The 24,341-nt window shown below is 48.0% G+C and carries 20 protein-coding genes and 5 pseudogenes; 24 read left to right on the forward strand and 1 reads right to left on the reverse strand.

Annotated features, from left to right (window positions below; translation table 11 throughout):
- Positions 1-20 precede the first annotated feature (20 nt).
- The 21 genes and pseudogenes from opp1B (ACTWJ7_RS08900) (at position 21) to folE2 (ending at position 20,362) form a co-directional block, all read left to right on the forward strand.
- Positions 21-950 (forward strand): nickel/cobalt ABC transporter permease, encoded by a 930-nt coding sequence (gene opp1B / locus ACTWJ7_RS08900; RefSeq protein ID WP_024632588.1) that lies wholly within the window; start codon positions 21-23, stop codon positions 948-950.
- Between the two features lies 1 nt (position 951).
- The gene (gene opp1C, locus ACTWJ7_RS08905) at positions 952-1,836 is read left to right on the forward strand and encodes a nickel/cobalt ABC transporter permease (protein ID WP_301881325.1); all 885 of its coding nucleotides are present in this window, start codon (positions 952-954) and stop codon (positions 1,834-1,836) included.
- Entirely contained in the window at positions 1,799-2,611 is an 813-nt protein-coding gene (locus tag ACTWJ7_RS08910; RefSeq protein ID WP_301881326.1) for an ABC transporter ATP-binding protein, read from the forward strand. The genes opp1C and ACTWJ7_RS08910 overlap by 38 nt, the downstream gene beginning before the upstream one ends.
- Positions 2,611-3,372: an ABC transporter ATP-binding protein gene (locus ACTWJ7_RS08915; RefSeq protein ID WP_301881328.1), complete on the forward strand. Its 762-nt coding sequence runs from the start codon at positions 2,611-2,613 to the stop codon at positions 3,370-3,372. The genes ACTWJ7_RS08910 and ACTWJ7_RS08915 overlap by 1 nt, the downstream gene beginning before the upstream one ends.
- Positions 3,373-3,614: 242 nt before the next feature.
- A complete protein-coding gene (locus tag ACTWJ7_RS08920) occupies positions 3,615-4,166 on the forward strand; it encodes a hypothetical protein (RefSeq protein ID WP_443145347.1) in 552 nt (183 codons plus the stop codon).
- A 110-nt stretch (positions 4,167-4,276) separates the two neighbouring features.
- Positions 4,277-4,447: a hypothetical protein gene (locus ACTWJ7_RS08925; protein WP_443145348.1), complete on the forward strand. Its 171-nt coding sequence runs from the start codon at positions 4,277-4,279 to the stop codon at positions 4,445-4,447.
- 27 nt (positions 4,448-4,474) lie between these two features.
- Entirely contained in the window at positions 4,475-5,269 is a 795-nt protein-coding gene (locus ACTWJ7_RS08930; RefSeq protein ID WP_301881332.1) for a methyltransferase domain-containing protein, read from the forward strand.
- 32 nt (positions 5,270-5,301) lie between these two features.
- A pseudogene (locus ACTWJ7_RS08935) lies at positions 5,302-6,601 on the forward strand (opine metallophore biosynthesis dehydrogenase).
- A gap of 297 nt (positions 6,602-6,898) precedes the next feature.
- Positions 6,899-8,455, forward strand: coding sequence for a staphylopine-dependent metal ABC transporter substrate-binding lipoprotein (cntA, locus tag ACTWJ7_RS08940; protein WP_443145349.1), 1,557 nt, complete (start codon positions 6,899-6,901; stop codon positions 8,453-8,455).
- A gap of 13 nt (positions 8,456-8,468) precedes the next feature.
- Positions 8,469-9,401, forward strand: coding sequence for a nickel/cobalt ABC transporter permease (opp1B, locus tag ACTWJ7_RS08945; protein WP_079347591.1), 933 nt, complete (start codon positions 8,469-8,471; stop codon positions 9,399-9,401).
- A pseudogene (gene cntC, locus ACTWJ7_RS08950) lies at positions 9,401-10,243 on the forward strand (staphylopine uptake ABC transporter permease subunit CntC); the annotation flags it as partial. The gene opp1B (ACTWJ7_RS08945) and the pseudogene cntC, both read left to right, overlap by 1 nt.
- Before the next feature lie 24 nt (positions 10,244-10,267).
- Positions 10,268-11,113: a staphylopine uptake ABC transporter ATP-binding protein CntD gene (gene cntD / locus ACTWJ7_RS08955; RefSeq protein ID WP_079347587.1), complete on the forward strand. Its 846-nt coding sequence runs from the start codon at positions 10,268-10,270 to the stop codon at positions 11,111-11,113.
- Positions 11,079-11,843 carry an ABC transporter ATP-binding protein gene (locus tag ACTWJ7_RS08960; RefSeq protein WP_301881340.1) on the forward strand — a complete coding sequence of 255 codons (765 nt, stop codon included), beginning with the start codon at positions 11,079-11,081 and terminating at the stop codon, positions 11,841-11,843. The genes cntD and ACTWJ7_RS08960 overlap by 35 nt, the downstream gene beginning before the upstream one ends.
- The gene (gene cntE / locus ACTWJ7_RS08965; protein ID WP_301881343.1) at positions 11,840-13,033 is read left to right on the forward strand and encodes a staphylopine family metallophore export MFS transporter CntE; all 1,194 of its coding nucleotides are present in this window, start codon (positions 11,840-11,842) and stop codon (positions 13,031-13,033) included. Before ACTWJ7_RS08960 ends, cntE (ACTWJ7_RS08965) begins: the two co-directional genes overlap by 4 nt.
- Positions 12,981-14,285, forward strand: a complete 1,305-nt coding sequence (gene cntE, locus ACTWJ7_RS08970) for a staphylopine family metallophore export MFS transporter CntE (RefSeq protein ID WP_443145350.1) — start codon at positions 12,981-12,983, stop codon at positions 14,283-14,285. The genes cntE (ACTWJ7_RS08965) and cntE (ACTWJ7_RS08970) overlap by 53 nt, the downstream gene beginning before the upstream one ends.
- Positions 14,286-14,712: 427 nt before the next feature.
- Positions 14,713-15,908: pseudogene (locus tag ACTWJ7_RS08975) on the forward strand (GTP-binding protein).
- Positions 15,909-15,936: 28 nt separating this feature from the next.
- Positions 15,937-16,206, forward strand: coding sequence for a 30S ribosomal protein S14 (gene rpsN, locus ACTWJ7_RS08980; RefSeq protein WP_079347577.1), 270 nt, complete (start codon positions 15,937-15,939; stop codon positions 16,204-16,206).
- 85 nt (positions 16,207-16,291) lie between these two features.
- Positions 16,292-17,346: pseudogene (locus tag ACTWJ7_RS08985) on the forward strand (NAD(P)/FAD-dependent oxidoreductase).
- Positions 17,340-19,010 carry a nucleoside recognition domain-containing protein gene (locus ACTWJ7_RS08990; RefSeq protein ID WP_301881348.1) on the forward strand — a complete coding sequence of 557 codons (1,671 nt, stop codon included), beginning with the start codon at positions 17,340-17,342 and terminating at the stop codon, positions 19,008-19,010. The pseudogene ACTWJ7_RS08985 and the gene ACTWJ7_RS08990 overlap by 7 nt, the downstream one beginning before the upstream one ends.
- Positions 19,011-19,036: 26 nt before the next feature.
- Complete coding sequence (locus tag ACTWJ7_RS08995; protein WP_179132716.1) at positions 19,037-19,369, forward strand: DUF3024 domain-containing protein; 333 nt, start codon at positions 19,037-19,039, stop codon at positions 19,367-19,369.
- A 48-nt stretch (positions 19,370-19,417) separates the two neighbouring features.
- Complete coding sequence (folE2, locus tag ACTWJ7_RS09000) at positions 19,418-20,362, forward strand: GTP cyclohydrolase FolE2 (protein ID WP_079347571.1); 945 nt, start codon at positions 19,418-19,420, stop codon at positions 20,360-20,362.
- Positions 20,363-20,497: 135 nt separating this feature from the next.
- Here folE2 and ACTWJ7_RS09005 read toward each other — a convergent pair.
- A pseudogene (locus ACTWJ7_RS09005) lies at positions 20,498-21,560 on the reverse strand (substrate-binding domain-containing protein).
- A 361-nt stretch (positions 21,561-21,921) separates the two neighbouring features.
- Here ACTWJ7_RS09005 and modA point away from each other — a divergent pair.
- The 3 genes from modA to ACTWJ7_RS09020 all read left to right on the forward strand — a co-directional run bounded on the left by modA (position 21,922) and on the right by ACTWJ7_RS09020 (position 24,204).
- Positions 21,922-22,761, forward strand: coding sequence for a molybdate ABC transporter substrate-binding protein (modA, locus tag ACTWJ7_RS09010; protein ID WP_443146354.1), 840 nt, complete (start codon positions 21,922-21,924; stop codon positions 22,759-22,761).
- Complete coding sequence (gene modB / locus ACTWJ7_RS09015) at positions 22,758-23,441, forward strand: molybdate ABC transporter permease subunit (RefSeq protein WP_179132715.1); 684 nt, start codon at positions 22,758-22,760, stop codon at positions 23,439-23,441. The genes modA and modB overlap by 4 nt, the downstream gene beginning before the upstream one ends.
- Before the next feature lie 433 nt (positions 23,442-23,874).
- Entirely contained in the window at positions 23,875-24,204 is a 330-nt protein-coding gene (locus ACTWJ7_RS09020; protein ID WP_079347565.1) for a hypothetical protein, read from the forward strand.
- The last annotated feature ends 137 nt before the right edge of the window (positions 24,205-24,341 follow it).

The following is a 24,341-nucleotide window of genomic DNA, read 5'->3' on the forward strand; positions in this document are numbered from 1 at the left end:
AAGTAGAGAGGAGGATCACCTTGGGCAGGTATGTCATAAAACGAATATTAGCCATTATTCCCGTGCTGATCGGTATTTCATTTTTAGCATTTATTCTGATCCATTTGCGAACCAGTGATCCGGCTGAAGTGGCGCTGCGGGTGAATCAAGTTACGCCGACACCGGAAATGGTGGATGCCATGAGGGAAACACTAGGTTTGGATAAACCGTTTCTGACCCGTTACGTGGACTGGATTAGCAGCAGCATTCAGGGGGATTTCGGCATTAGTTATGTTAACCAACAATCGGTTGGGGAGCAGATTGCACGAGCCCTTCCAGCCACATTAAAGCTATCGGCTGTTGCCCTCGTTATCATTCTGACGATAAGTATTCTGATTGGTGTGCTCAGTGCCATTTATGAAAATAGGCTAGTGGATCGTTTGATGCGTGCATTGGTCTTTATTGGCACAGCCATGCCGAGTTTCTGGATTGGCATTCTGCTGATGTGGTTATTTGCCGTCAAGCTGAATTGGTTTCCCACGAGTGGCATGGAGCAGGCAAGTTCAGTCATCCTGCCGGCAGTAACGCTGTCCCTGGTATTCATCTCTACCTACGTCAGGCTGATCCGCAACAATATGGTGCAAAACAAAACCGAAAACTACGTGCTGTACGCTCGTGTCAGAGGATTGAAGGAACGGACGATTATCTGGAAAGTGTTCCGTAATTCCCTTCAATTATCGATTACGGCGCTGGGTATGTCGATCCCGAAGTTAATCGCGGGTACGGTCATTGTGGAAAATATTTATGCATGGCCAGGCATTGGGCGTTTGTGCGTCACCGCGATTTTCAATTCGGATTTTCCGATTATTCAAGCTTATATTCTGATTATGGGTGTGATGTTTGTCGTCTGTAATTTACTCGTGGATCTTCTGAATTCAGCTCTGGATCCCCGGATAAGAAGGGAGGGGTAACATGATGTTCTGGAAGCGCCTGGTGTCCGATAAAATGGCAGTGTTATGCATGATTACGATCGCACTTGTGGTCGTCGCTGGCGTGGGAGCACCCTGGTTCGCACCGCATGATCCCACGAGTCTAAACATTATGAACAAATATGCAGGGATCAGTCTGGAGTATCCATTGGGTACAGATCAACTCGGCCGCTGTAATCTGTCACGTCTTCTTTATGGCATTCGTACAACGATCCTGTTTGCAGTAATTACAACCGTGATTACAATTACGATCGGAACCCTGCTGGGGATCATATCGGGTTATTTTCGCGGAAAGGTGGATGAAGTCATTATGCGAATCTGTGATATGATGCTCTCCTTTCCAGCAGAAGTGATGATTCTGGCGATTGTCGGCATTCTCGGTCCAGGCCTGCTAAATGTCGTCGTCGCCAATATTATCGCCAAATGGGCCTGGTACACCCGGATGATTCGTACAACAGTTATTCAATATACGGACAAGAACTATATTCGGTTTGCCAAAGTCTCGGGATGCGGGACGGGTCATATTATGAGAAAACATGTGCTGCCTGGCGTTTCAGGCGAAGTCGCTGTCTTTGCGACGCTGGATACGGGTTGGGTTATCCTCAATATATCGGCGTTGTCCTTCCTTGGTCTGGGTGTACAGGCACCTACGCCGGAGTGGGGCATGATGCTGAATGATGCAAAAAATGTAATGATTACACATCCAACGCAAATGCTTGCGCCTGGATTGGCGATTTTGCTGGTCGTGGCTGCGTTCAACTTTTTGGGAGACAGCCTGCACGCGGCGATGAATCCGAAAAGTTATATGCATAAGAAGGGAGGCCGGTTGAATGTCTTTGTTAGAAGTAAAAAATCTGTCCATCACTGATTCCAGAACCGGTCTGCCCATTGTGCAAAATCTGAGCTTTGCGTTGCAGTCCAACACCTGCCTTGGCATTGTGGGCGAGAGTGGCAGCGGCAAGTCCTTATCCACCAAAGCCATTCTGGGATTGACCTCTCCCTGGCTTGAAATTAGTGGAACAGCCTTTTACCAGGGGAAAGATCTATTACAGCAAACCGGGGAAGAGCTTCGAAAGATCCGCGGTCAGCGTATTTGCATGATTTTACAGGATGCAATGACGGCATTTAACCCGCTCGAACCGATTGGGAAACAAATGATGGAGACCTTTCGAGAGAACCTTCGAATCTCCAAAAAAGAAGCCAGACAACTGGCGGCGGATGCCTTGCATCGTGTTCATATTCTTCAACCTGAGCAGGTGCTGCAAAAGTATCCGCATCAACTATCAGGGGGCATGCTGCAAAGAGTAATGATCTCCATTGCCATGATGCTGGAACCTGACATTATCATCGCCGATGAGCCGACAACCGCACTGGATTCGATTAACCAGCGTGCGATTGTTGAGCAATTCAAGCAGCTTCGCGAAACGATGGGTATGTCCATCATCTTCATATCGCATGATTTGGGTGTCGTGCAGTATTTGGCGGATGATCTTATCGTTATGCGGGATGGGGAGTGCGTCGAACAAGGAAAGGCGAATGACGTATTTACGAATCCTCAGCATGAATTTACACAGTTTCTGATCCAGACCCGAATCAAGCTGTCCGAGCCTTTTCAGGCTTCCATGGAAGCAGGTGTGCAGTAATGCTGGTTGAAGTGAATCATCTGTCCAAAAGCTATCCCAAATCGGGTGGTTTCTTTCGAAAAGAGAGAACAGAAATTCTAAAAGATATTCATTTTGAGATCCGTGAAGGTGAATGTCTGGGTCTGATTGGTGAGAGTGGAAGTGGGAAAAGTACGTTAAGCCGCCTGATTCTTGGATTGGAGAAACCAACGCAAGGAGAAGTTCGGATTGAGGGGATGGCCGTTTCCCAATGGATGAAGAAGAATAAAGGGAAAATAAGCGTTGTTTTTCAGGATTATACGTCTTCAGTCAATGGCAAATTCATCGTGCGGGATATCATAGCTGAACCCTTGGTTGCACTGGGTGATATTGCGGATCTGGATGACCGGGTCAATGACCTGCTCGCGAAGGTGGGGCTTCCTCATGCGGTGATGCACAAATATGCTCATGAACTGAGTGGTGGGCAATTACAGCGGGTATGTATCGCCCGTGCAATCTCAACCCGCCCGAAATTTCTGGTGTTGGACGAAGCACTTAGTTCTTTGGATGTCTCCGTCCAGGCGCAAATCCTGGAGTTGCTGCACACTTTGCAGCATGAAATGAACATGACCTATCTCTTTGTAGCACATGATCTTCAGGCTGTGGCGAATCTGTGTGACCGGGTACTCTTTCTCTATCGGGGAACGATTGTGGAGGAGCTTGAACGAAATCGTCTCTCGGATGCTACCAATGATTATGCAAAAGCATTGCTGGCATCCGTTATGCCTTTTAGAAGTCGCTGATGAATCTCTAATTGCATACGTTTGGCTAAATAGGGTTGACGCAAATGCGTCAGCTCTGTTCCTGTTTGAACATAAAATGACAGTTGTAACGCTCTCTTTTTGATATGGAAATATTTGTTGACGCTCCCAAGTAGGATGTGCTATATTTTTCTCGACTGATAATCGTAATCATTACTATTAACATTGTATAGCAATGTGAACTTAGGCTTAATTCCATATCAAGAATAGGAGTAGCGGCTGCGATGAAACAGGAGATCGATTTTATCAAGTTCAATCCCACGCAAAATATGACGGTTCTGGTGAAAACGGATCATCCGGCTGAGACATATCCACACATTGCCGCTCAAATTATGTCTTATGACAATGTGTACGCTGAACAAGTGGGGTTCATTGGGGAGCAAAAAGCAGGAGGCGGCTGCCCATTTGGAAATGGCCGGGGAGAGTTCTGCGGGAATGCCTGCATGGCCTTGGCCGCGTACATCGCGTCCGAAGAGGAGCTGGAATCGTATGAGTTTACAGAAATCATGTTGGAAGTCTCCGGAACAGACCAATTAATCCGCTGTCAGGTGAAGAAGCAGCAACAGAATGAGTATTTCTGTCAGGTAACGATGCCGGTCCCTCAGCAGATTGAACGGCGAACGATCAAGTATGAGGGAACAGACATGGATATGGTGATCGTGCGGTATCGGGAGTTCATTCATATCGTCATTGAAGTGGAAACGTTTGATGAAGCGATGAGAAAGAGGGCACAAGCGCTGGCGCGATTACTCGGATTAACCTTGGGGATAAGCTGATTGGCATTTTATTATACAACTCCCGATCCGAAGAGCTGGCACCGCTCATCTTTGTCCCGCAGCTGGATAGTCTGATCTGGGAAAGGGGGTGCGGTTCAGGTACAGCCTCCGTGGGAGCCTATCTGGCATGGAGCAGGCAAGGGGAGATCATTCAGCATATCAAGCAGCCCGGTGGTGCGATCAAAGTAATGGCTGAGTGGAATGGAGCAGAGCTTGAACGAATTACGATCGAAGGATCTGTTGGAATTGTAGCACAGGGCAAAGCATTTATAGATGCATGACCATGACAAGTTACAGGAGGAAAAGGAATGGAGACCTTGATTGATTTTCAAGCATGCTTGAGTGAATTTTCCGGGAAATTCGATGAGCTGGCAGGCAGATATGATCATACGGTTCAGCATAGCTCCGAGCTGGAGGCTTTAATCGATGACTATTCCACGTTTATAACAGACAAGCAAAATGAACGAATCTGGGAACAGCTCGATCGTCAGGAATCTGGCAGCATGCATCAGCTTGTCCTTGATCTGAGAGACAAGTCTGCACGATGTGTGGCGATTATGGAGAAATATAGGGCATTGAAGCTGCAAGACGGAGATGTGGAAATCGCGGATTATTTCAGAAACATCGAAGAATGTATTGAAAAAGAGTTTGGCAGCTCTTATGTCACTTCGGATTCCAAAGTACTGCTGATCGGCTCCGGGGCATTTCCGATGACGCCTTTGTTTATCGCCAAGCGAACAGGAGCGAAGGTAGTCGGCATCGATATTGACGAGGAAGCCATTACACTCGGGAAGCAGGTTGTGGAGAAGCTGGGTGCGGGCTTGAACATTCATTTGCAGCAGACATTAGTGCAGGACCTAGCTTTTACAAAAGAAGCCACGCATATCATTTTCAGTTCCACGGTTGCCAATAAATATGAGCTGCTGGATCAATTGCATGCATTGACGAATGAACATGTAGTGGTGGCCATGAGATACGGTAATCAGTTAAAGTCGTTGTTCAACTATCCGATGAGAGAGACCGACAGCAGCAAGTGGAATATGATCGACAATATTCTGCGTCCGGATGATGTATTCGATATTGCGTTATACCAAAAAGCATAGCTCGCTTGAGCTTGTGAAAAGGGAGGCTTAATATGAGCGGATTTCAGAAAATCTTGTTGCTTGGAACAGGTCCGGCATCCATTCAGCTGGCGGTAACGCTCAAAAAGCAATTCAGCTGCACCTTAGGCATCGTGGGAAGAGAATCGGTGCGTTCAGAATCTTTTTTGAGGCCATTCGGCAAACGGACGGATTCATTGGGGCAAGCATTCAAAATGAAAAGCATCGACCGTTGGCGGGTGAATGCTTCATTGACCGGGTGTTTAGGGGATATGAGAGCATAGAAGGTGAATGGGATACACTCATTTTGGCCGTGACAACCGATGCTTACATCGATGTACTGAAACAAATGAATAACAACTTCATTAAACAAGTGAAATGCATTATTTTGGTCTCCCCAACCTTTGGCTCCAACCTGCTGGTAAAGCATTATGTCAGACAGCTACATGCGGACACGGAAGTTGTCAGCTTCTCTACCTATTTGGGGACACCCGCTGGATGCACGACCAACCGTCCAATCATGTGATTACAACAGGCGTCAAGAAAAAGGTCTACATTGGTTCTACTTCAACACCTTCCGAACATGTGGACAGACTGTGCAAGATGTACGAGCAATTGGGCATTGGACTGGAAGTCATGCCATCTGCAATTGAGGCGGAAACGAGAAATATTTCTTTATATGTGCATCCGCCGCTGTTCATGAATGACTTTTCATTGGATGCCATTTTCGGAGCGTCAGACATTCGGAAATATGTATACAAAATCTATCCCGAAGGTCCGGTAACCCAATATTTGATTCGGGACATGCGAACGCAGTGGAACGAAATTATGACGATTACGGATCGACTTCGTATCCAGGGGGTCAATCTGCTGCAATTCATGACGGATGATAATTATCCGGTACGATTGGAGAGTTTATCACGCCAGGATATCGAGAATTTCAATCAATTGCAGGACCTTCATCAAGAGTACTTATTATACATACGATACACCTCGCTATTGATTGATCCCTTTTCGGAACCGAGTCCGGAGGGCAAGTATTTTGACTTTTCGGCCGTTCCTTTCAGGAAGATGTTCATCAATCAGGATGGAGCTTTGGACATTCCCAGAATGCCCAAGGAGGATTATTACCGCATCAAAATCATTCAGGGCATTGCGAGACATTTGCAGGTAAGCTGCCCAACCATTGATACATTTATTGCCACGTATGAGGCGAAGATTCAAGAAGTCGCTCGCGCTCACCCCGAACAGAATCTGTCGGATGCCTTTGCCGTTCAATCCTTCGATGAAGACATTCGGATGATCTGCTCAGGACTGGCGAATAGCAAGGTTTAATTACATCTCAATCTATACAAGTGAACCTGAATTTTACATCATAACGGAGAGTGCAGAACCAATCTGAAGAAGCGAAGCGTGCGCCTTTATCCCGGATTTTTCCTTTTATATAAGGGAATCAAAAAAATCTGGGGATAAGAGCGATCGGAAGATGGTACTGCAATCGGAGTAGCACGATGTAACATTTTCTAAGTGAACTTGTATATATCTTTCATCATCAGGGGGAAATGTTGTGAAAAAAGGTAGTGGTTTTCGTTTTATATTGCTTCTATTGTCTGTTATTACGGTGCTCGGAGGATGCGGCCAAAAGAGGGTGCCAACACCCAAACCGAGTCAGCCAATAGCGAAGTCAAGTCTGAACTCATATATGCATCCGCCAAGGATATTAATGATATGAATCCCCATCTGTACACAGGTTCAATGCCCGCACAAGGGATGGTTTACGAATCTTTGGTTGAAAACACAGTCGATGGAATCAAGCCATTACTGGCGGAATCCTGGGATATTGCCGAAGACGGGAAAACGTATACGTTCCATTTGCGACAGGATGTGAAATTCCATGATGGTGAGCCGTTTAACGCCGAGGCGGTCAAACAAAATATCGATGCGGTTCAGGCGAATGCCGAAAAACATGCCTGGATCAAGCTGTCCACCAAAATCGTAAGTACAACCGTCATAGATGAATACACATTCCAACTGGTACTTTCCGAGCCCTATTACCCAGCCCTGGTAGAGCTGTCCATGACCAGACCTTATGTATTTATATCACCGAAGGATTTCAAGAATGGGGGTACAAAGGACGGGGTGAGTGGCTACGATGGCACCGGACCCTACAAGCTCACCGGACATAAAATCGACGAGAATGCAACGTTTGAAGCCAATGAAGAATACTGGGGCGGCGCACCTGAGATTCAAAAAATTACGTCCAAGGTTCTGCCAGCAGGAGAAACGACATTATTGGCATTACAGAAGGGCGAAATCAACTTTGTGTTCACGGATGACCGGGGTGCAGACAGCATAGATGTTGAAGCCATGAATCAATTGGCTGACTCGGGTGATTATCAGGTGGTCCGAAGTGAAGCGATGAATACAAATATGATCGTCGCCAATAGCAGCAAAAAGGATAACCCTGTGCACGAGACGGCTGTTCGTGAAGCAATATGGTTTGCGATTGATCGGGAAACGATCAGTAATGATATTTTTGATGGAACACAGACTGTAGCGGATACCTTATTCTCATCAAACGTCAATTATGCCGATGTCGAGTTGAAGAAGCGGGAGTATAGCCCGGAGACGGCAAAGGAGCTTTTGGAAAACGCAGGCTGGACCCTGTCAAACACGGAAGCAGTGAGGACAAAGAACGGCCAGCAACTAGCCATGACCCTGTATTATGACAGCAATTCGTCTTCCCAGAAAACACAGGCGGAATTGATCCAGCATGCCTTAAAAGGATTGGGAATTCAATTGGAGATTGTCGGAGAGGAATCCACATCCATCGCGAACAGAAGGGCAACCGGGGAATATGATCTGTTGTTCAACCAAACCTGGGGACTGGCGTACGATCCACAGAGCACCATCTCTGCCTTTACTTCGGATTCCGCCTACAAGCATACAACAAGTGACCTTGCCCAAGCGGATGAGCTGTACAAGAAAATTGATGAAGTCATGGTGTCCACAGACGAGGCATCCCGCCAATCCCTGTACGCTGATATTATGAAAATCGTCCATGATGAAGCCGTGTTTATTCCAATTACCAATGGGCGGGTTACTGTCGTTGCTCCCAAAAATCTGGCCGGAATCTCATTCAAGCAGACTCAATATGAATTGCCATTCGAGCAAATGAATTTTAAATAGAGCGGGGATGGATATGGGAAGTTATATAGTCAAACGAATATTGCTCGCCATACCCTTGCTATTCGTTATTTCATTTATAACGTTTGTACTCATTAATTTGTCGCCTCTGGACCCTGCTGTAGTTGTATTACAGGCACAGGATGTTCCTCAGATTACGGATGAATTAATTGCGCAAACCAATGAAGCATTGGGGTTCGATAAGCCGTTCGTCATCCAGTATGTGAATTGGTTGATGGCCTGTATGCAGTTTGATTTTGGCAGCTCGTATGTATCCGGTGAAGCGGTATGGTCCCTGGTCGGTCCGGCATTCCTGAACACATTAAAATTAACGCTGGTATCCTCGGTATTCATTATCGGGTTGTCCATTCTTCTGGGTGTGATCTGTGCCATGAGAGAAGGGAAAGTGATTGATAAATCGGTCAGAGGCATTTCGTTTGTCCTGACCGCGATGCCTTCCTACTGGCTTGCAGCTATCCTGATCTGGTATTTTTCCGTGAAGCTGGACTTGTTGCCTACGAGCGGGATGGACTCATGGAAGAGCTACATTCTGCCGGTCATCGTGATTACGGTGAGTTATACAGGCATTTATTTTAGAACGGTCCGGAGTTCGATGTTAAGCAACATGAATGAGGATTACGTGCTCTACGGAAGGGCAAGCGGCTTAAGTGAGCGGAAGGTGACCCTGCATATTTTGCGAAATTCGCTGCAAGTGGCGGTATCCATATTTTGTATGGCGATCCCCATCGTGCTCGGCAGTACCGTCGTGATTGAAAATGTGTTTGCGTGGCCGGGACTTGGGAGGTTGAGTGTGAGGTCGATCCTCAGCCGGGATTTCCCGATTATTCAGGCGTATGTTCTTATATTGGCCGTAACCTTTGTGCTGTTTAATACGATTTCTGACGTGATCAATGCGGCGATGAATCCCAGGTTAAGAAAGGATCTCTGATGCGATTATTAAGAAATTTGAGCAAAGACAAGCTCGCGATGACATCGCTCGCTTTCATTGTGATCATTATTGCTGCGGGCCTATTTGCCCCTTGGTGTGCACCCCATGACCCGGAGGAAGTGAACATGAAGCTTCGATATGCTTCCTCCTCCTGGACCTATTGGCTAGGAAATGATCATCTCGGCAGATGTGTGTTTTCCAGACTCATTTATGGTATTCGTCCCAGTGTGCTATGGGTGCTGGCTGCCTTGATGATGTCTGTTCTGGTCGGAGCTGTCGTCGGATTTATCGCAGGTTATTTCAAGGGGAAGACAGATGCCTGGATCATGAGAATATGTGATGTCATGCTGTCTTTCCCGGGGTACGTCATGACACTGGCTGTAGTCGGTATTCTGGGTGCAGGACTTGAACATATTCTGATAGCGTTTGTGGTCCTGAAATGGGCGTGGTTTGCCCGCGTCATTCGGACATCCGTGATGCAATTCTCCGAAATGGAGTATGTGAAGTTCGCCAAAGCATCTGGCATTGGCAGCCTTAGCATTATCACCAAGCATATTGTTCCGGTTACCTTTGCTGATATAGCAGTGATTGCGAGTGGCTCCATGTGTTCGATGATGCTGCAGATGTCGGGGCTTTCCTTTCTGGGTTTGGGAATCCAGGCTCCTCATGCCGAATGGGGGATGATGCTGAATGAGGCAAGGCAAGTTATGTTCTCCAGACCGGAGTTAATGTTGGCACCTGGAATAGCCATTGTCATTGTGGTCTCGGCCTTTAATTTTTTATCAGATGCACTTCAGGTCGCTTTGGACCCCAAATTAATGACTTCCCAAGGTAAGCTTCGTAAAAAGAGGTGGGAAAGAACGTTTATGAATACAGTAGAGGTTAAACATTTGAAGGTCTGGGATGCTAATACGGACAAGGTCATTATTCATAACAGTTCATTTCAGGTCAAACAAGGAAGCTGTCTGGCCATAGTCGGGGAAAGCGGAAGTGGCAAGTCCGTCACCTGCAGGTCCATTATGCGTTTGAATAAACCCTGGATTCGCCAATCCGGAACGATTCTCTTCCAAGGCGAGGACTTGAACCAGCTTTCTGAACAAGAAATGAGACGAAGAAGAGGCAAAAATATATGCATGATTCTGCAAAATGGCATGAGCGCTTTTGACCCTTCTTCAGTAATAGGCGTCCATATTCGAGAGACGCTCCAGACGCATTTTGACTGGAATAACAGAGATAGCGAACGGAAGATCATTAGTGCTATGGAAAGTGTCATGTTAAAGCATCCGCAGGAAATCCTGAATCAATATCCACATCAGCTATCGGGCGGCATGCTGCAGCGAATCATGATTGCATTGGCACTCGTGTTGGAGCCGGATCTGATCATTGCGGATGAACCAACAACGGCGCTGGATACGATCTCTCAATATGAAGTGGTTGAACAATTAATTCAACTGCGTGAACGAATGGGGTGTTCCATGCTGTTTATATCCCATGATCTCGGTGTGGTTCAGAAAATTGGGGATGAAGTGATGGTTATGAAAGACGGAGCCATTGTCGAAAGCGGGGACATTCGGTCTGTTTTTACGAAGCCGAAGCATGCCTATACTCAATATTTGGTTTCCACCCGGTTGGAGCTGAGCAATCATTTCAGGAAATTGATGCAGGGAGGGGATACAGATGCTCAAGGTGGATGGGATAGAAAAATCCTATAAACAAGGCGGATTGTTCTCCAAACAAAAGCAGCAGGTTTTGAAAAACGTGGCATTTGAATGCTACCAAGGCGAATGTCTCGGCATTATCGGCGAAAGCGGAAGCGGCAAGTCCACATTGGGACGTTTGATCCTGGGCATTGAAAAGCCTGATCGCGGTCGTATTTTATTTGATGGGAAAAACGTGAACAATCGCCGTGTGCGAATGGGCAGCATCAGTGCCGTATTTCAAAATTATGCGTCCTCCATTAATCCATTTCTCACGGTGGAGGAAGCCATTATGGAGCCCCTGAAGGCTCAAAAAAAAGTGGAAGCGGATATGCAAAGCAAGGTGGATCGGTTGCTGCATCAGGTGGGGTTGAATTCTTCCTACAGGCTTAAATATGCACATGAACTGTCCGGTGGAGAGGCCCAAAGAGTATGTATCGCAAGAGCCATATCCACAGAACCCCGATGCATTGTATTTGATGAAGCCATCAGTTCGCTGGACGTGTCTGTGCAGATTCAGGTGCTGCGATTGTTAAAGGAATTAAAGCAATTCTATCAGATGATCTATGTGTTTATTACGCATGATATTCAGGCGGCAGCCTATATTTGTGACAGGATTATTATTTTCAGGGACGGTCAGATTGAGGAAATGGTACCGATTAAGCAGCTAAAGGATGTTCAGTCTGATTATGCCAAAAAATTATTAACCTATTTAATTACTTTCCAGAGGGAGGACCAAAGATGAGTGGAGCGATGTCTTGGCCTTTTCTGCGTTTGTACATCTTGGTTCTTCTGTATTTTAGTGCAAATGCCATTCTTAATGTGATTATTCCTTTACAGGGTGAATCCTTGGGAGCGAGCAGTACAACCATTGGGCTGATTATGGGCGCCTATATGTTTACGACCATGTTTTTCAGGCCATGGGCCGGGCGGATCATTCAAAAGCGCGGGCCGATTAAAGTGCTGCGTTTTATTCTGATTATCAATGGTTTTGCCCTGATTTTATACACGTTTACGGGTCTCGGGGGTTATCTGGTGGCTCGTATTTTACAGGGGGTATCGACGGCATTCTTCTCGATGGCTTTGCAGATTGGCATTATTGATGCCTTGCCGGAGAAGGACCGTTCCCAGGGTATTTCCTATTATTCGTTGTTCAGCTATATCCCCGGCATTGTGGGTCCTGTTCTTGCGTTAGGGATTTGGCAAACAGGTGGCATGGATTATTTTACAGTTGTCCTGATCGGTATTGCCGTCTGCACAGGCGTCTTCGGATATACGGCCAAAATGGACAAGAGCAAGGAGCAGCCTCCTGGGAATTCGTCCGAACAGAACGTAAGCATGTTTCAGTCCTTTCGTCAGTTAGTGCAAAATCGATTCTTGTTTAGATGCAGTGTACTCATGTTAAGTGCTTCCGTTGTGTTCGGTGCAATTACGACTTTTATTCCCCTCTACGCCAGTCAATTGCCAAGCGGCAATGCAGGTGTCTATCTGATGCTTCAGGCGGGAACGGTTGTGTTGACCCGGATCATGTTACGCAAAAAAATCCCTTCCGATGGCAGGTGGCATGCACCTTTTATCATGGGAACAATGCTGCTGCTGGCAGTAGCCGCACAATGTGTCAGCCTGGCTATTACTGGAGGGGCTGCCTTGCTGTATGTGGGGGCAATCTTGATGGGCATTGCTCAATCCATCCTCTATCCGACGTTAACCACCTATTTATCCTTTGTGCTGCCGCAGCTGAATCGGAATGTATTGATCGGCTTATTTATTGCGACAGCAGATCTGGGTGTATCTCTGGGTGGTGTGTTGATGGGACCGATCGCTGATCTGTCCTCCTATTCGTTTATGTACATGATTTGTGCTATCCTAGGAGCGGTAATGATTGCTTTTGCCTATGAACGAAGAAAACCAGTCACAGATATGTCTGTGGGTTAACGCAACTAGAAAGTGGGGACATGTTTTGAAGTCTTCTGTCACGACCAGCGGTACATTAAATCCGGTATCCTTTTCGTTTATCCGGTTTTATCTGTTGGCCTTTTTATTTTTTGCCGCCAATTCGGCTTTGACGATTATTCTCCCTTTGCGGAGTGAAGCAGCAGGGTTGAACCAGGCCGAGATTGGTCTGATGATGGGCGCGTACATGTTTACGTGTATGCTTCTACGGCCTTTTGCGGCGCAGCTTCTGGGGCGTTATGGTCCGCTGCGTGTAATGAAGTGGCTGTTGATTTTGCATGCCGCAACATTACTGTTGTTTGTTGTGTTTGGTGTGGAAACGTATTTGTGGCTGCGGGCGCTGCAAGGTGTAGCGACGGCGTTCTTTTCCATGACGATGCAGGCTGGCATTGTGGAAAAGCTGGAGGACAAGGACCGGGCTCAGGGACTGTCCATGTATACCCTTTTCACGATGGTTCCGTCCTTGGTCATTCCCATTCTCGCCATCCAAATCTGGGAAAATGCCAGCGATATCTGGTTTACTTTGCTGATGATCGGTTTGGCAGCTTTTCCGCTCCTGATTGGCTATAACGTGGATCTGCCCCGAAGCACGGTGCAAAATAAATCGTATACGCTGGGTGATATGATGCGATCATTCGGCGGTATCTGGTGCAGCACACCACTGCTGATTAGCAGTGTGGTCATGCTGTTTGCTTCCTGTGTATTTGGAGCCACGGCGACCTTTCTTCCGTTGTATATGGTATCGACCGGAATGGCGAGTGCAGGGGTGTTCTTAACGATCCAGGGGCTGGTGGTCATTCTGTGCAGATTCATTTTGCGCAAAAAAATACCGTCTGACGGCAGCTGGAATACGTGGCTGATGGCGGGTTTGCTGCTGTGTGCAGCACTGGGAACCCAGTTGCTCGCAATGTCCGAGACGGTTGGTTCATTAGTGTACCTGTCCGCGGTGTTCAGCGGTTTTGCCGTAGCATTGCTCTACCCGACATTAACCACCTATTTATCATTTGTGCTGCCTGCCGATTCCAGATATGTGCTCATGGGTATTTTCATGTCCTCGTATGATCTGGGCTTCTCCCTGGGCGGTCTTGCGATGGGACTGATTGTACAAATAAGCTCGTATTCCACCATGTTTACGATCTGTACGCTGTTATCCGTTGCAGCCATGATCCTGGTTGTGGCCTACAGGCAACGGATGGAATCAGGCAATAGGGCTAAACCTGTGGTGACGGCCTGATTGTATGGCACATATAAAAACAAGAGTTAAAGGCATATGGACTGACTTTTCTGGAATCGTATCATTATGATTCGAAGCTACAGGAAACAGGCCATAGGCCTTTTTTTGACGGGGGTTTGCGGCAGTAGCGGAGGGGACGGAATCGATCTGAAGAAGCGGTAGCGTTCGCCTGAAAGCTTTCTGTAAGAAAGCTGCTTCGAAAGCATACGCTGTCTTTCGAATTTCTAACCTTTGATAGACTAAATTAAGGAAATTTGGAGACAACAGCGATCGGAAGACGATCCGTGACCAAAGCGGCCACCTCGCACGAGAAAAACAAAAATGATTTGACAACATCGTTCAACAGGATTATAGTCATTGTTGTTAATCGTAATAATTACTATTAAGGTCAGAGGCATATGACCACAACTATAAGGAGTAGATACACATGACACAAAAGCAAGTTCCGGTAACTGTTCTTAGCGGTTACCTCGGCTCAGGTAAAACGACGGTTCTGAATCACGTGCTGCACAATCGGCAGGGACTCAAGGTCGCCGTCATCGTCAATGACATGAGTGAGGTAAACATTGATGCTGCACTGGTAAAGGGGAAGCGACCTTATCGCGCACTGAAGAAAAGCTGGTGGAGCTGTCCAATGGTTGCATCTGCTGCACGCTGCGGGATGATCTGATGCAGGAGATTGAAAAACTGGTGAATGAAGGCAGGTTTGATTATATCCTGATTGAATCGACAGGAATCAGTGAACCTGTTCCGGTAGCGCAGACCTTTACATATGCCGACGAGGAGTCGGGTATTGATCTGACAAGTCTGGCGAAGCTGGATTGTCTGGTGACGGTCGTGGATGCGAATCGTTTCTGGCAGGATTTTGCTTCAGGACAGAGCCTTCTGGATCGGAATCAGGCTACAGGGGACGAAGATACCCGTGACGTGGTGGACCTGCTGATTGACCAGATTGAGACCTGCGATGTGCTGTTGCTTAACAAGTGTGATCTGGTCGAAGACGTGGAGCTGAACAAGCTTGAAGGTATCATTCGCAAGCTTCAGCCCAACGCCAAAATTATTCGGACCATGAACGGACAGGTCAACCCGTCTGAAATTTTGAATACAGGTCTCTTCGACTTCGAGAAAGCAAGCATGTCCGCCGGATGGATTCAAGAGCTGGAGAAAGAATCACATACACCCGAGACGGAGGAATACGGTATTGGTTCCTTCGTGTACCGTCGCCGAAAACCATTCCATCCTTCTCGTCTGGCTGAATTCATGAGCTATTGGCCCGAAGAAGTGGTGCGAGCCAAAGGCTTGGTATGGCTGGCTGCTGAAGGGGATGTGGCTGCAAGTCTGAGCCAGGCGGGTTCATCCATTCAGTTTGGCCCTGCCGGACATTGGGTCGCGGCGCTGCCGGAAGCGGACAAGGAAGAAATTTTGCGTACGGAGCCTGATGTGCTGGAGAAGTGGGATGCACAATGGGGAGACCGCCAGACTGAGCTTGTCATGATCGGAATTGAAATGGAGCGTTCCATCATTGAAGAAGAACTGGACCAATGCCTGCTCAGCGATGAGGAAATGAAGGCCGACTGGGGCCATTTTGACAATCCGCTGCCTTGGCCCGTTGAAGTTGTATAAAAAAAATGCATAAAAGGAGCTGGAATCCATGGCTAAGAAATCAAAAGTAGTACGCGAAAAACAACGTCAGGCCATCGTCGCCAAATATGCGGACCTGCGTCGTGAACTGAAAGAAAAAGGGGATTATGAAGCGCTGCAGAAATTGCCGCGCAACGCTTCAGCGACCCGATTGAAAAATCGCTGTGAACTGACGGGCCGCCCGAGAGGGTATTTGCGCAAGTTCAAGGTATCGCGGATCGTGTTCCGTGAGCTGGCTCATCAAGGGCAAATTCCAGGCGTCACGAAGTCCAGCTGGTAAGACGCATGAATGATCCTTTTGATTATGATTGCGTGATTGTTGGAGGGGGCCAGCCGGAATCGGCATGGCTTCTGTCCTGCAGGATATGGAGCTGTCCCGCTTTACCGTGCTGGAACGGAGTGAAGTGGGGGCCACTTTTCTTGCGTGGCCGGAGGAAATGCGTCTGATCACCCCTTCGTTTACAAGCAACGCCTATGGCATGATGGATCTGAACGCAGTGACTCTTCATACGTCTCCAGCGTATACGTTGGGAACAGAACATCCGACAGGGGTGGAGTATGCGAATTATTTGCAGGTGGTGAGCCAGTTTAAGAAATTGCCTGTGCAGACGGGTGTAGACGTTTCGGAAGTGATTCCTGAAGAGAACGGCTTTCGGGTTGTGACATCCAATGGACAACTGCGCACGCGCTTTGTCGTCTGGGCAGCCGGTGAATTCCAGTACCCGAGACTGGACCCGTTCCCTGGTGCCGAATATGGTGTGCATAGCAGTTTATTTTCCAGCTGGACGGCAGTTCAGGGAGAAGAATGTGTCATCGTTGGCGGCTATGAGAGCGGCGTGGATGCAGCCATTCACCTGAGTAAACTGGGAAAAACGTAACGGTAATCGATCGGAACGGACGCGGGCTTGCCAAGGGCAGCAGTGATCCAAGTGTGGAGCTGAGCCCCTATACGAAGGATCGGCTGCGCGCGGCGATGATGGATCAGCGGATACGAATGATGCAAGGCTATGAGGTCAAGTGGATTGAGCCGGATGAACTGGGCGGTTACGTCATCTATTGCGAGAATGATTCCGGGGAATCCCACTTGCTTAAGACGGCTCAGGCTCCTGTTCTGGCGACGGGGTTCCGCAGCAGTTTACACCTGATTGAGAACCTGGTCGAGCGCAACAAGGAGGGACAGCTGCAATTAGGAGCAGCAGATGAATCGACGATTGCCCCTGGGCTATTCATTACCGGACCACAGGTCATGCATGCGCACCTCCAATTTTGTTTCATTTATAAATTTAGACAGCGCTTTGCAGTTGTGGCCGGGGCCATGGGTGAGAGACTTGGATTGGATCTGACTCCGCTGGAAACCTATCGCAAAGAAGGCATGTTTCTTGATGATCTGTCTTGCTGTGGTGAAGATTGCACATGCTGAATTCGGTTCTGGAACAGCCGGAAGAACTTTGTCAAGTGGTGCTGGTCGGTTTCGAATCTGCAGGTAAATCGGCTCTGTTTCGGGGCCTCACGGGCAGAGATACTGGCGAAGAATCCAATGTTCGAGGCTCCACGGTAACTGTCCGCAGGGCAGAACTGCCTGAACAGCAGCTTGAGCTGATCGATACGCCTGGAATCCGGTTGAAGGATGACAGTGTCACGACCATGCTGGCCCTAAAACAACTCGCAGCAGGTGATACGGTTGTCATGGTGGTACGCGGCACAGATGTCGTGCAGGAGCTGCCTTTACTGCTCGGCATGCTGGATGTCACAGGCAAAAATGCTGTGCTGGTGCTTACGTTTGCCGACAAATGCGGACCGGGTTTAACGGCTCAGGTTGACTATTACCGTAAAGGCCTGGGGATTTCCGTCCTGCCCTTCAATACAAGGGAAATGGACGGGAGCGCCCAAGGCCTGTTATGCCGCGCGATCGTTGCCGCCAGACCGATGAAGAGGCATCTACAGTTGGAATCACCGCCTGCCTCCCCTGTGATCGAACCGCAAACAACGATGTTTGAACACACGGTTTGGGGGCGTTTTGCGGCTTTGGCAGCACTCATCTTATTATTTGCAGTTCCGGTATATGTGGCGTATCTGTTCTCCGGCTGGGTACAACCACTCGCGGATGTCTGGATTCTTGAACCACTCGATCGGATGACTGTGGGATTATGGAACCCGCTACAAGCGATGATGCTCGGAGATTACGGCATGATCAGTCTGGGCTTGTATTCCTTTATCTGGGCTTTTCCGGTCGTATTCCTGATTGGCGTCAGTGTGGCGGTGACGGAGGAGAGTGGACTGAAGGATCGCATTACCGACTCGCTGGATGGGTGGATGCGCAAAATCGGCCTGAACGGTAAGGATCTGATTCCGGTCCTCAGTGGTTTTGGCTGCAATGTTGTGGCTGTGTTCCAGAGTCGTACATGCAGTTCCTGCACAACAAAGGCCTGTGTTTCAATGATCTCCTTCGCTTCGGCGTGCAGCTATCAGATTGGGGCTTCTTTATCGATATTCAGTTCCGGTGGCAAGCCGTGGCTGTTTTTTCCTTATATGCTTGTCCTGGTCCTTGTGGGCGCACTTCATACCCGTCTGTGGAATCGAAATCGGATGGATGATACGCTCCCGTTACATGCGAACCGGACATTTCTGCAAAAACCTTCATGGCGTTCCGTAAGCTGGCGCGTAAGATCCGTGATGAAACAGTTTCTCATACAGGCAATGCCCATTTTCATCGGTATTTGTGTGGTAGCCTCACTACTGGAGCAGACAGGAGTATTGTCTGTTCTGACCCGCACGCTTACGCCGCTGCTCGCGATCTTTCATCTGCCGGGCGATGCCGCGGGCGGCATTTTATTTTCCATTTTAAGAAAAGACGGGTTGTTGGTACTGAATCAGGATCAGGGCTCCTTTATTGCAGACTTGAGCGGCGGACAGTTATTTATCCTGGTGTATCTGGCTTCCACGTTAACAGCATGTCTGGTGACCATGTGGACCGTACGCAAGGAATTGGGAGCAGCCTTTGCTGCACAACTGACAGGCAGCCAGCTGCTAACGTCACTGGGCAGTGCATTTGTACTGGCATGGGTGTGGAACTGGATGGCGTAACGATGTGGAGGAAAGGGGGGATCACCATGCTGGACTCGTTTACCATTCGGAGAATTCAGTCGGTGCTGGACGGTTATATTCACGAGAAGGTGCCGGCTCCCCTGCGAACAATGGTGAAATTAACGTATGAGTTGAATAATAATGAACTGATTTTGACCGAGGAAAGGCCTGCTGAGGAACGCTATCAGTGGGACAAGCTGCCCATTGCCCGATTTTACTGGGAAGCGAATCAGTGGAAGGTATATGCGAAAGGTGATCACAGTAGCTGGAATGTGGTCGACGTCATTGAGCCTTGTCCTGATTTTGAAGTTATCCTGGAGCAGGTTGAGCGGGACGAGGCAGGTTTGTTCTGGCGATGAAGGTGCAGCGGATAACGGAAATATGTGATGGAGGGAGAGATTTGGAAAATGCAAAAGGAACAGCTGGTTAACAGGAGTAACCGAGTGGCGAGTGATGCTTTGATCATGCCGGACAAAGCCGAGCGCTTGCGGTTATTCGGCTCTGTTGACCCGATACAGGGAGATAAGCCTGTACGAAAAGAAGATATGCAGGATTTGCAGAACAGCAAAAATGATTTTCTGTTTGAGCTGCAACAAGTCGGTATTGATCAGGTGAAGTATCCTCTGGATGTCATTTCGGCCAAAGATCCCGAGAAATTGTCCAGCATTGGAACGTTCCGGCTGACGACTTCGCTGGATCGAGAATCCAAAGGCATTAACATGAGTCGCTTGATGGAGCAGCTTCAGAAAAGTCGCGGTGAAGGACTGAGTGACCGGATTCCGGATCTGATTGCGCTGACGCAGCAGATGGCCGAACAGATGAATCAACCGAAGGCAGAGCTGAAAGTAACCTATCCCTGGTTCTACGAGCGATCCGCGCCCGTAACCGGTATGTCTGGACTAAATCATTCTTTGGCTACGGTTCATGTCCTCTGGGAAGCTGGCAAATCCCCCGTTCTAAGAACGGGTTTACATATACAGATCACGACGTTATGTCCTTGCTCGAAAGAAATCAGCGAATATAGTGCGCACAATCAGCGAGGTTTACTGCGTATCCAGGTGCAGGGCGACCCGGGAGAAGCCTTGCCGGGCTATTGGAAGGAAGAGCTGCTGAATGTGGCCGAAACCAATGCAAGCAGCTGCCTGTATCCCATTCTCAAAAGACCTGATGAGAAACGGGTCACGGAACGTGCATATGAGAACCCGCGGTTTGTGGAAGATATCGTCAGGCTGGTGGCGGCAGATCTGTATGAGAAGCATTGGGTACGCAAATTTAAGGTGGATTGCAGGAATGAAGAGTCCATCCACCAGCATGATGCGGTGGCCCGCATCGTATATGATAAGTCGAGATAGCATGCCTGATGGCTGCAGAATTTTCATTTTATATATATGAAAGAAAACAGAAGAAACGCCGTCAGAGAGAGCAGAGGCGTTTCTTCTGTTTTTCTGTACTTCCGAATTCCCATGAGAAATCCAGGTATAATCGCGCTAAACCTCGTATAAAATTTCACCTGTTCGAGATACATCATATCCCTCAAACGATTGCAGTTCATGCCGGAACTCCGTTGATTGAAGAATACGTAATACCGATTCGGTCCACGCTTCGTTTCCCGGTTTCTTCAGCATTACCAGGTCATAACGTTCCTGGACAAGTGGAATGAAATCAACCTGACCGACAAGTCGTGCAGCCTTCTCGCTGCCGATTCCGACATCGGCTTCGCCGGAACTGACCTTGGCGGCTACGCCCATATGACTGGTTTCTTCCACGTCATACCCGATCAGATGAGAGGTAGGGATACCGTGCAGACGCAATTGTTCGTCCAGGAGTACACGTGCACCCGAAACCTTTCTCCCGGTTCGCCAATCGCAGCTCGGGCTGCTTCAGATCGGTCCAGTTCTGCAAGCCGCGCGGGTTACCGCGTTGGACGTACAGCCCGGCAGGTCGTGTCAGCAGATTGACGACGACATACGACCAGCCAATCAGGATTTTGCGTATATAAGGCAGATTATATTCTCCTGTATCTCCGTCGAGCAGATGGGTACTGACCAGATCAGACTCCCCGCGGTACATGGAGATCAGGCCGTCCAGACTGCCCATGAAGGAACGCAGTGGTCGAATATCCTGTGTTTGTTTCTCCATATATCGCATGAGAATATCGAGGCTGACATCCTGTCCCGTAATGACCAGATGGCGAGTCGAATGGACTGACGAAGTGTTGCCCGTCATGGAAGATGAAGCGGCGAATGTGCCTCTGGATGGAGAGGAAACAACATTTGCAGCGGAGTGAACGGCAGGATTAGATAGATTGGTTCCCGTCGCGTAATCAGATTCAAGAGGTTGACCCGAATCCACAGCGGCCCGGTGTGCTGGCGATTGCAGCTGCTTGGAGCGCTGTTTATACGCTTCCAGATCGGTGGCGTCAACACGCATTTGTTTGCCGACGCGATAAGCGACGAGGTCTCCCTTTTTGATCAGATCGTAGACCGTCAGTTTGGATATTTTGAGCAGCTTGGATATTTCTTCGGTGGTATAGGATTGCTCCTCCGTCATCAGTGAAGATCCTCCTTCAAGGTGCAGATCATAACTATATAACCTCAACTAATGAATATTTACACTGGCACTTCGATGACAGAACAATCTTCCGATTGCTGTTATCCCCAGATTTCTTTGATCCCTTTATGACAGATAAACGCTGTGGTCTCTTGTACTATACCATTAACAGCCAGAGGGTATAAACTCGCCACCGGAATTCAGTATATATGGCTTGCTCTTCAACGGGTTCATCAAAGACGACCTTCCTATTTCAATGATCTTATGTATAATGAAATATAATTAATTATATCTAGTTATAACTAAACATAACATCGGGGGAGAAGTGGATGAAAAGAGTATTGGATATGTGTTGGGGAGTATGTCACTTGGACTGGCTCTCGTATTGGCCGGTTGTGGTGCAAGCACGGAGAGTACAGATACATCCACAGCAACACAACAAACGGGGTTAACTCCAGCGGCATTAGGCGAGGGTACATCAACTGAAAGTACCGAGTCGCAGGAAACAGTGGAATTGACGATCTCGGCAGCAGCCAGTTTGACCGATGCGATGAAGGAGATTGAGGCGAATTATGAGAAGTCTCATCCCTACATTGAACTCAACTTCAACTTTGGCGCATCAGGTGCATTGCAACAGCAGATTGAACAAGGTGCGCCAGCAGATGTTTTTGTATCGGCTGCGACCAAAAATATGAACGCGCTCGTGGATGAGAAATTAATTGCATCCGGTGATCAGAAGAGTTTGCTGCAAAATTCATTGGTAGCCATTATTCCAGCGGATAGCTCGAATACCGTAACAAGTGAGAAGGATCTGACGGCCGATTCCATCAAGACAGTCGCGATTGGTATACCGGAAAGTGTGCCTGCTGGAACCTATGCGAAGGAAGCATTGACCAATGCCAAACTATGGGATCAGCTGGAAGGCAAGCTTGTGCAGGGCAAGGATGTCAGACAGGTTCTACAATATGTAGAGACAGGCAATGCGGATGCGGGTTTTGTGTACAAAACGGACGCGCTCACTTCGGATCAGGTGAAAATTGCATTTGAAGTGGACCAGAACAGCTATACACCTGCCAATTATCCAGTAGGGATTATTGAAGGTACGAAACACCGGACAGAAGCGGAACAATTCTACACGTATTTGCAAACCCCTGAAGTGCTCGATGTATTTGCCAAATACGGATTCTCTATTCCGGAATGAATGTGAGCGCAATAGACTGGGCGGTATTCTGGCCACCGGTTCGTCTTTCCCTTCAGGTTGCCCTGCTGTCCAGCGTAATCGCAGCGGTGGCGGGTATCGCTGTGGCCTGGAAGATGTCGCGTACTACGTTCCGTGGGAAAATTTTTCTGGAAACGGTATTTATGCTTCCGCTCGTGCTTCCGCCGACCGTGGTCGGGTTTATATTACTCGTGTTATTGGGTCGTAAGAGTCTGCTGGGACAGTGGATCGAAGCGATATTCTCCGCGCCTGTCATTTTCTCCTGGTGGGCTGCCGTCATTGCCTCCGTGGTGGTTGCTTTCCCATTGGTATATCAGACGATGAAATCCGGATTTAGCGGGATTGATCGGGATCTGGAAGATGCAGGCCGCTCCATAGGAGCGAATGAATGGCAGGTATTCCGTTATATCTCGCTTCCGCTTGCAGGGAGAGCATTGATGACGGCTTTCATCCTGGGTTTCGCTCGTGCACTGGGGGAATTCGGAGCTACGCTCATGATTGCAGGTAACATTCCGGGCAAAACGCAAACCGTACCCACTGCGATCTATGTTGCTGTCGATTCGGGCAATCAGACGATGGCCTGGGCCTGGACAGGCTCCATTATTATTATTTCGTTTATCATGCTGCTCTTAACCAGACAGCCGCGTGACGGCAAGGCCTGATTTGAGCCATCCATGTGAATAAGACAAAACCCGCTTAAGGAATCTTCCCTCGGAGCGGGTTTTTGAATGATTTGAGCCGGGTATAGTCGTGTATATCATGTATGGTTGCGTTCATCCAAGACGTTCTTTATTTATCCGGTATGTACAGAAGGGGTCTAAAAACGGGAAGGGTCCAGCGTTTTGACCATAAATACAATCTCTTCCTGCCGTTCAGGGGTCTATAATATTTTGGTGTTATTTTATCATGAAATTGATGGTTGGAATATCATTCTCGAATCAGATCTGTCTATAAGTCCATCGAAAGCTTCTATATGTAAAAATGACAAAACTTTTTCCAATTTTACTCGTTTCAGGACTCGCCTAAAGCATGCTCCATCCTGTAAAATAGAAATGACTGATTCCAGCCAAGAACTGAAATAAGGAGAGACGACTAATGAATACGAAATCTGATTGCGGTATATCGTTGCAAATTGACGACTATCTGGATCTTTTGCATTTTGCCATCCAAATCGAGGATCAGGAATGGCAGCAGTCCCTTATCCACCAGCTCAAAATATTTCAGCCGGAAGCGGAGCAGCGCACACCTGAAGAAGAATTATGGATGAGATTTGACTATATCAACAGTAAACTGACAGGTCTCTGCCACCAGATTCACGCGACCCATTCAACGGATGAACGCAAGAAGTTTGAAGAACGAATCGGATTGTTGCAACTGCAGCGTATAGAAGTGGCTCGTAAAATTAAATGGGCCAGTCGCAGATAGATGGGTATTTGAAATGAAGTGATCTGGAATTGAAGAAGCGATCCCCAACCTGGTTGGTGAATCGCTTCTTTTGCTTTACTTTTAGATCATATCGCTGGTGAAGCATAGAGAAGTTCTATAACGTTATCAGGATGTCC

The sequence above is a fragment of the Paenibacillus sp. 1A_MP2 genome (assembly GCF_052244825.1).
Taxonomy (GTDB): Bacteria; Bacillota; Bacilli; order Paenibacillales; family Paenibacillaceae; genus Paenibacillus; species Paenibacillus vandeheii.

What these genes read in the sequence shown, in the direction of transcription:
- ACTWJ7_RS08960 (WP_301881340.1), top strand. Translation starts at nt 11,079, where the DNA reads ATGCTCAAGGTGGATGGGATAGAAAAATCCTATAAACAAGGCGGATTG.
- cntD (WP_079347587.1), top strand. Translation starts at nt 10,268, where the DNA reads ATGAATACAGTAGAGGTTAAACATTTGAAGGTCTGGGATGCTAATACG.
- folE2 (WP_079347571.1), top strand. Translation starts at nt 19,418, where the DNA reads ATGCAAAAGGAACAGCTGGTTAACAGGAGTAACCGAGTGGCGAGTGAT.
- modB (WP_179132715.1), top strand. Translation starts at nt 22,758, where the DNA reads ATGAATGTGAGCGCAATAGACTGGGCGGTATTCTGGCCACCGGTTCGT.
- cntE (WP_301881343.1), top strand. Translation starts at nt 11,840, where the DNA reads ATGAGTGGAGCGATGTCTTGGCCTTTTCTGCGTTTGTACATCTTGGTT.
- ACTWJ7_RS08990 (WP_301881348.1), top strand. Translation starts at nt 17,340, where the DNA reads ATGCTGAATTCGGTTCTGGAACAGCCGGAAGAACTTTGTCAAGTGGTG.
- cntA (WP_443145349.1), top strand. Translation starts at nt 6,899, where the DNA reads ATGCGGCCAAAAGAGGGTGCCAACACCCAAACCGAGTCAGCCAATAGC.
- ACTWJ7_RS08995 (WP_179132716.1), top strand. Translation starts at nt 19,037, where the DNA reads ATGCTGGACTCGTTTACCATTCGGAGAATTCAGTCGGTGCTGGACGGT.
- ACTWJ7_RS08915 (WP_301881328.1), top strand. Translation starts at nt 2,611, where the DNA reads ATGCTGGTTGAAGTGAATCATCTGTCCAAAAGCTATCCCAAATCGGGT.
- ACTWJ7_RS08930 (WP_301881332.1), top strand. Translation starts at nt 4,475, where the DNA reads ATGGAGACCTTGATTGATTTTCAAGCATGCTTGAGTGAATTTTCCGGG.
- ACTWJ7_RS08920 (WP_443145347.1), top strand. Translation starts at nt 3,615, where the DNA reads ATGAAACAGGAGATCGATTTTATCAAGTTCAATCCCACGCAAAATATG.
- rpsN (WP_079347577.1), top strand. Translation starts at nt 15,937, where the DNA reads ATGGCTAAGAAATCAAAAGTAGTACGCGAAAAACAACGTCAGGCCATC.
- opp1C (WP_301881325.1), top strand. Translation starts at nt 952, where the DNA reads ATGATGTTCTGGAAGCGCCTGGTGTCCGATAAAATGGCAGTGTTATGC.
- modA (WP_443146354.1), top strand. Translation starts at nt 21,922, where the DNA reads ATGTCACTTGGACTGGCTCTCGTATTGGCCGGTTGTGGTGCAAGCACG.
- ACTWJ7_RS09020 (WP_079347565.1), top strand. Translation starts at nt 23,875, where the DNA reads ATGAATACGAAATCTGATTGCGGTATATCGTTGCAAATTGACGACTAT.
- ACTWJ7_RS08910 (WP_301881326.1), top strand. Translation starts at nt 1,799, where the DNA reads ATGTCTTTGTTAGAAGTAAAAAATCTGTCCATCACTGATTCCAGAACC.
- opp1B (WP_079347591.1), top strand. Translation starts at nt 8,469, where the DNA reads ATGGGAAGTTATATAGTCAAACGAATATTGCTCGCCATACCCTTGCTA.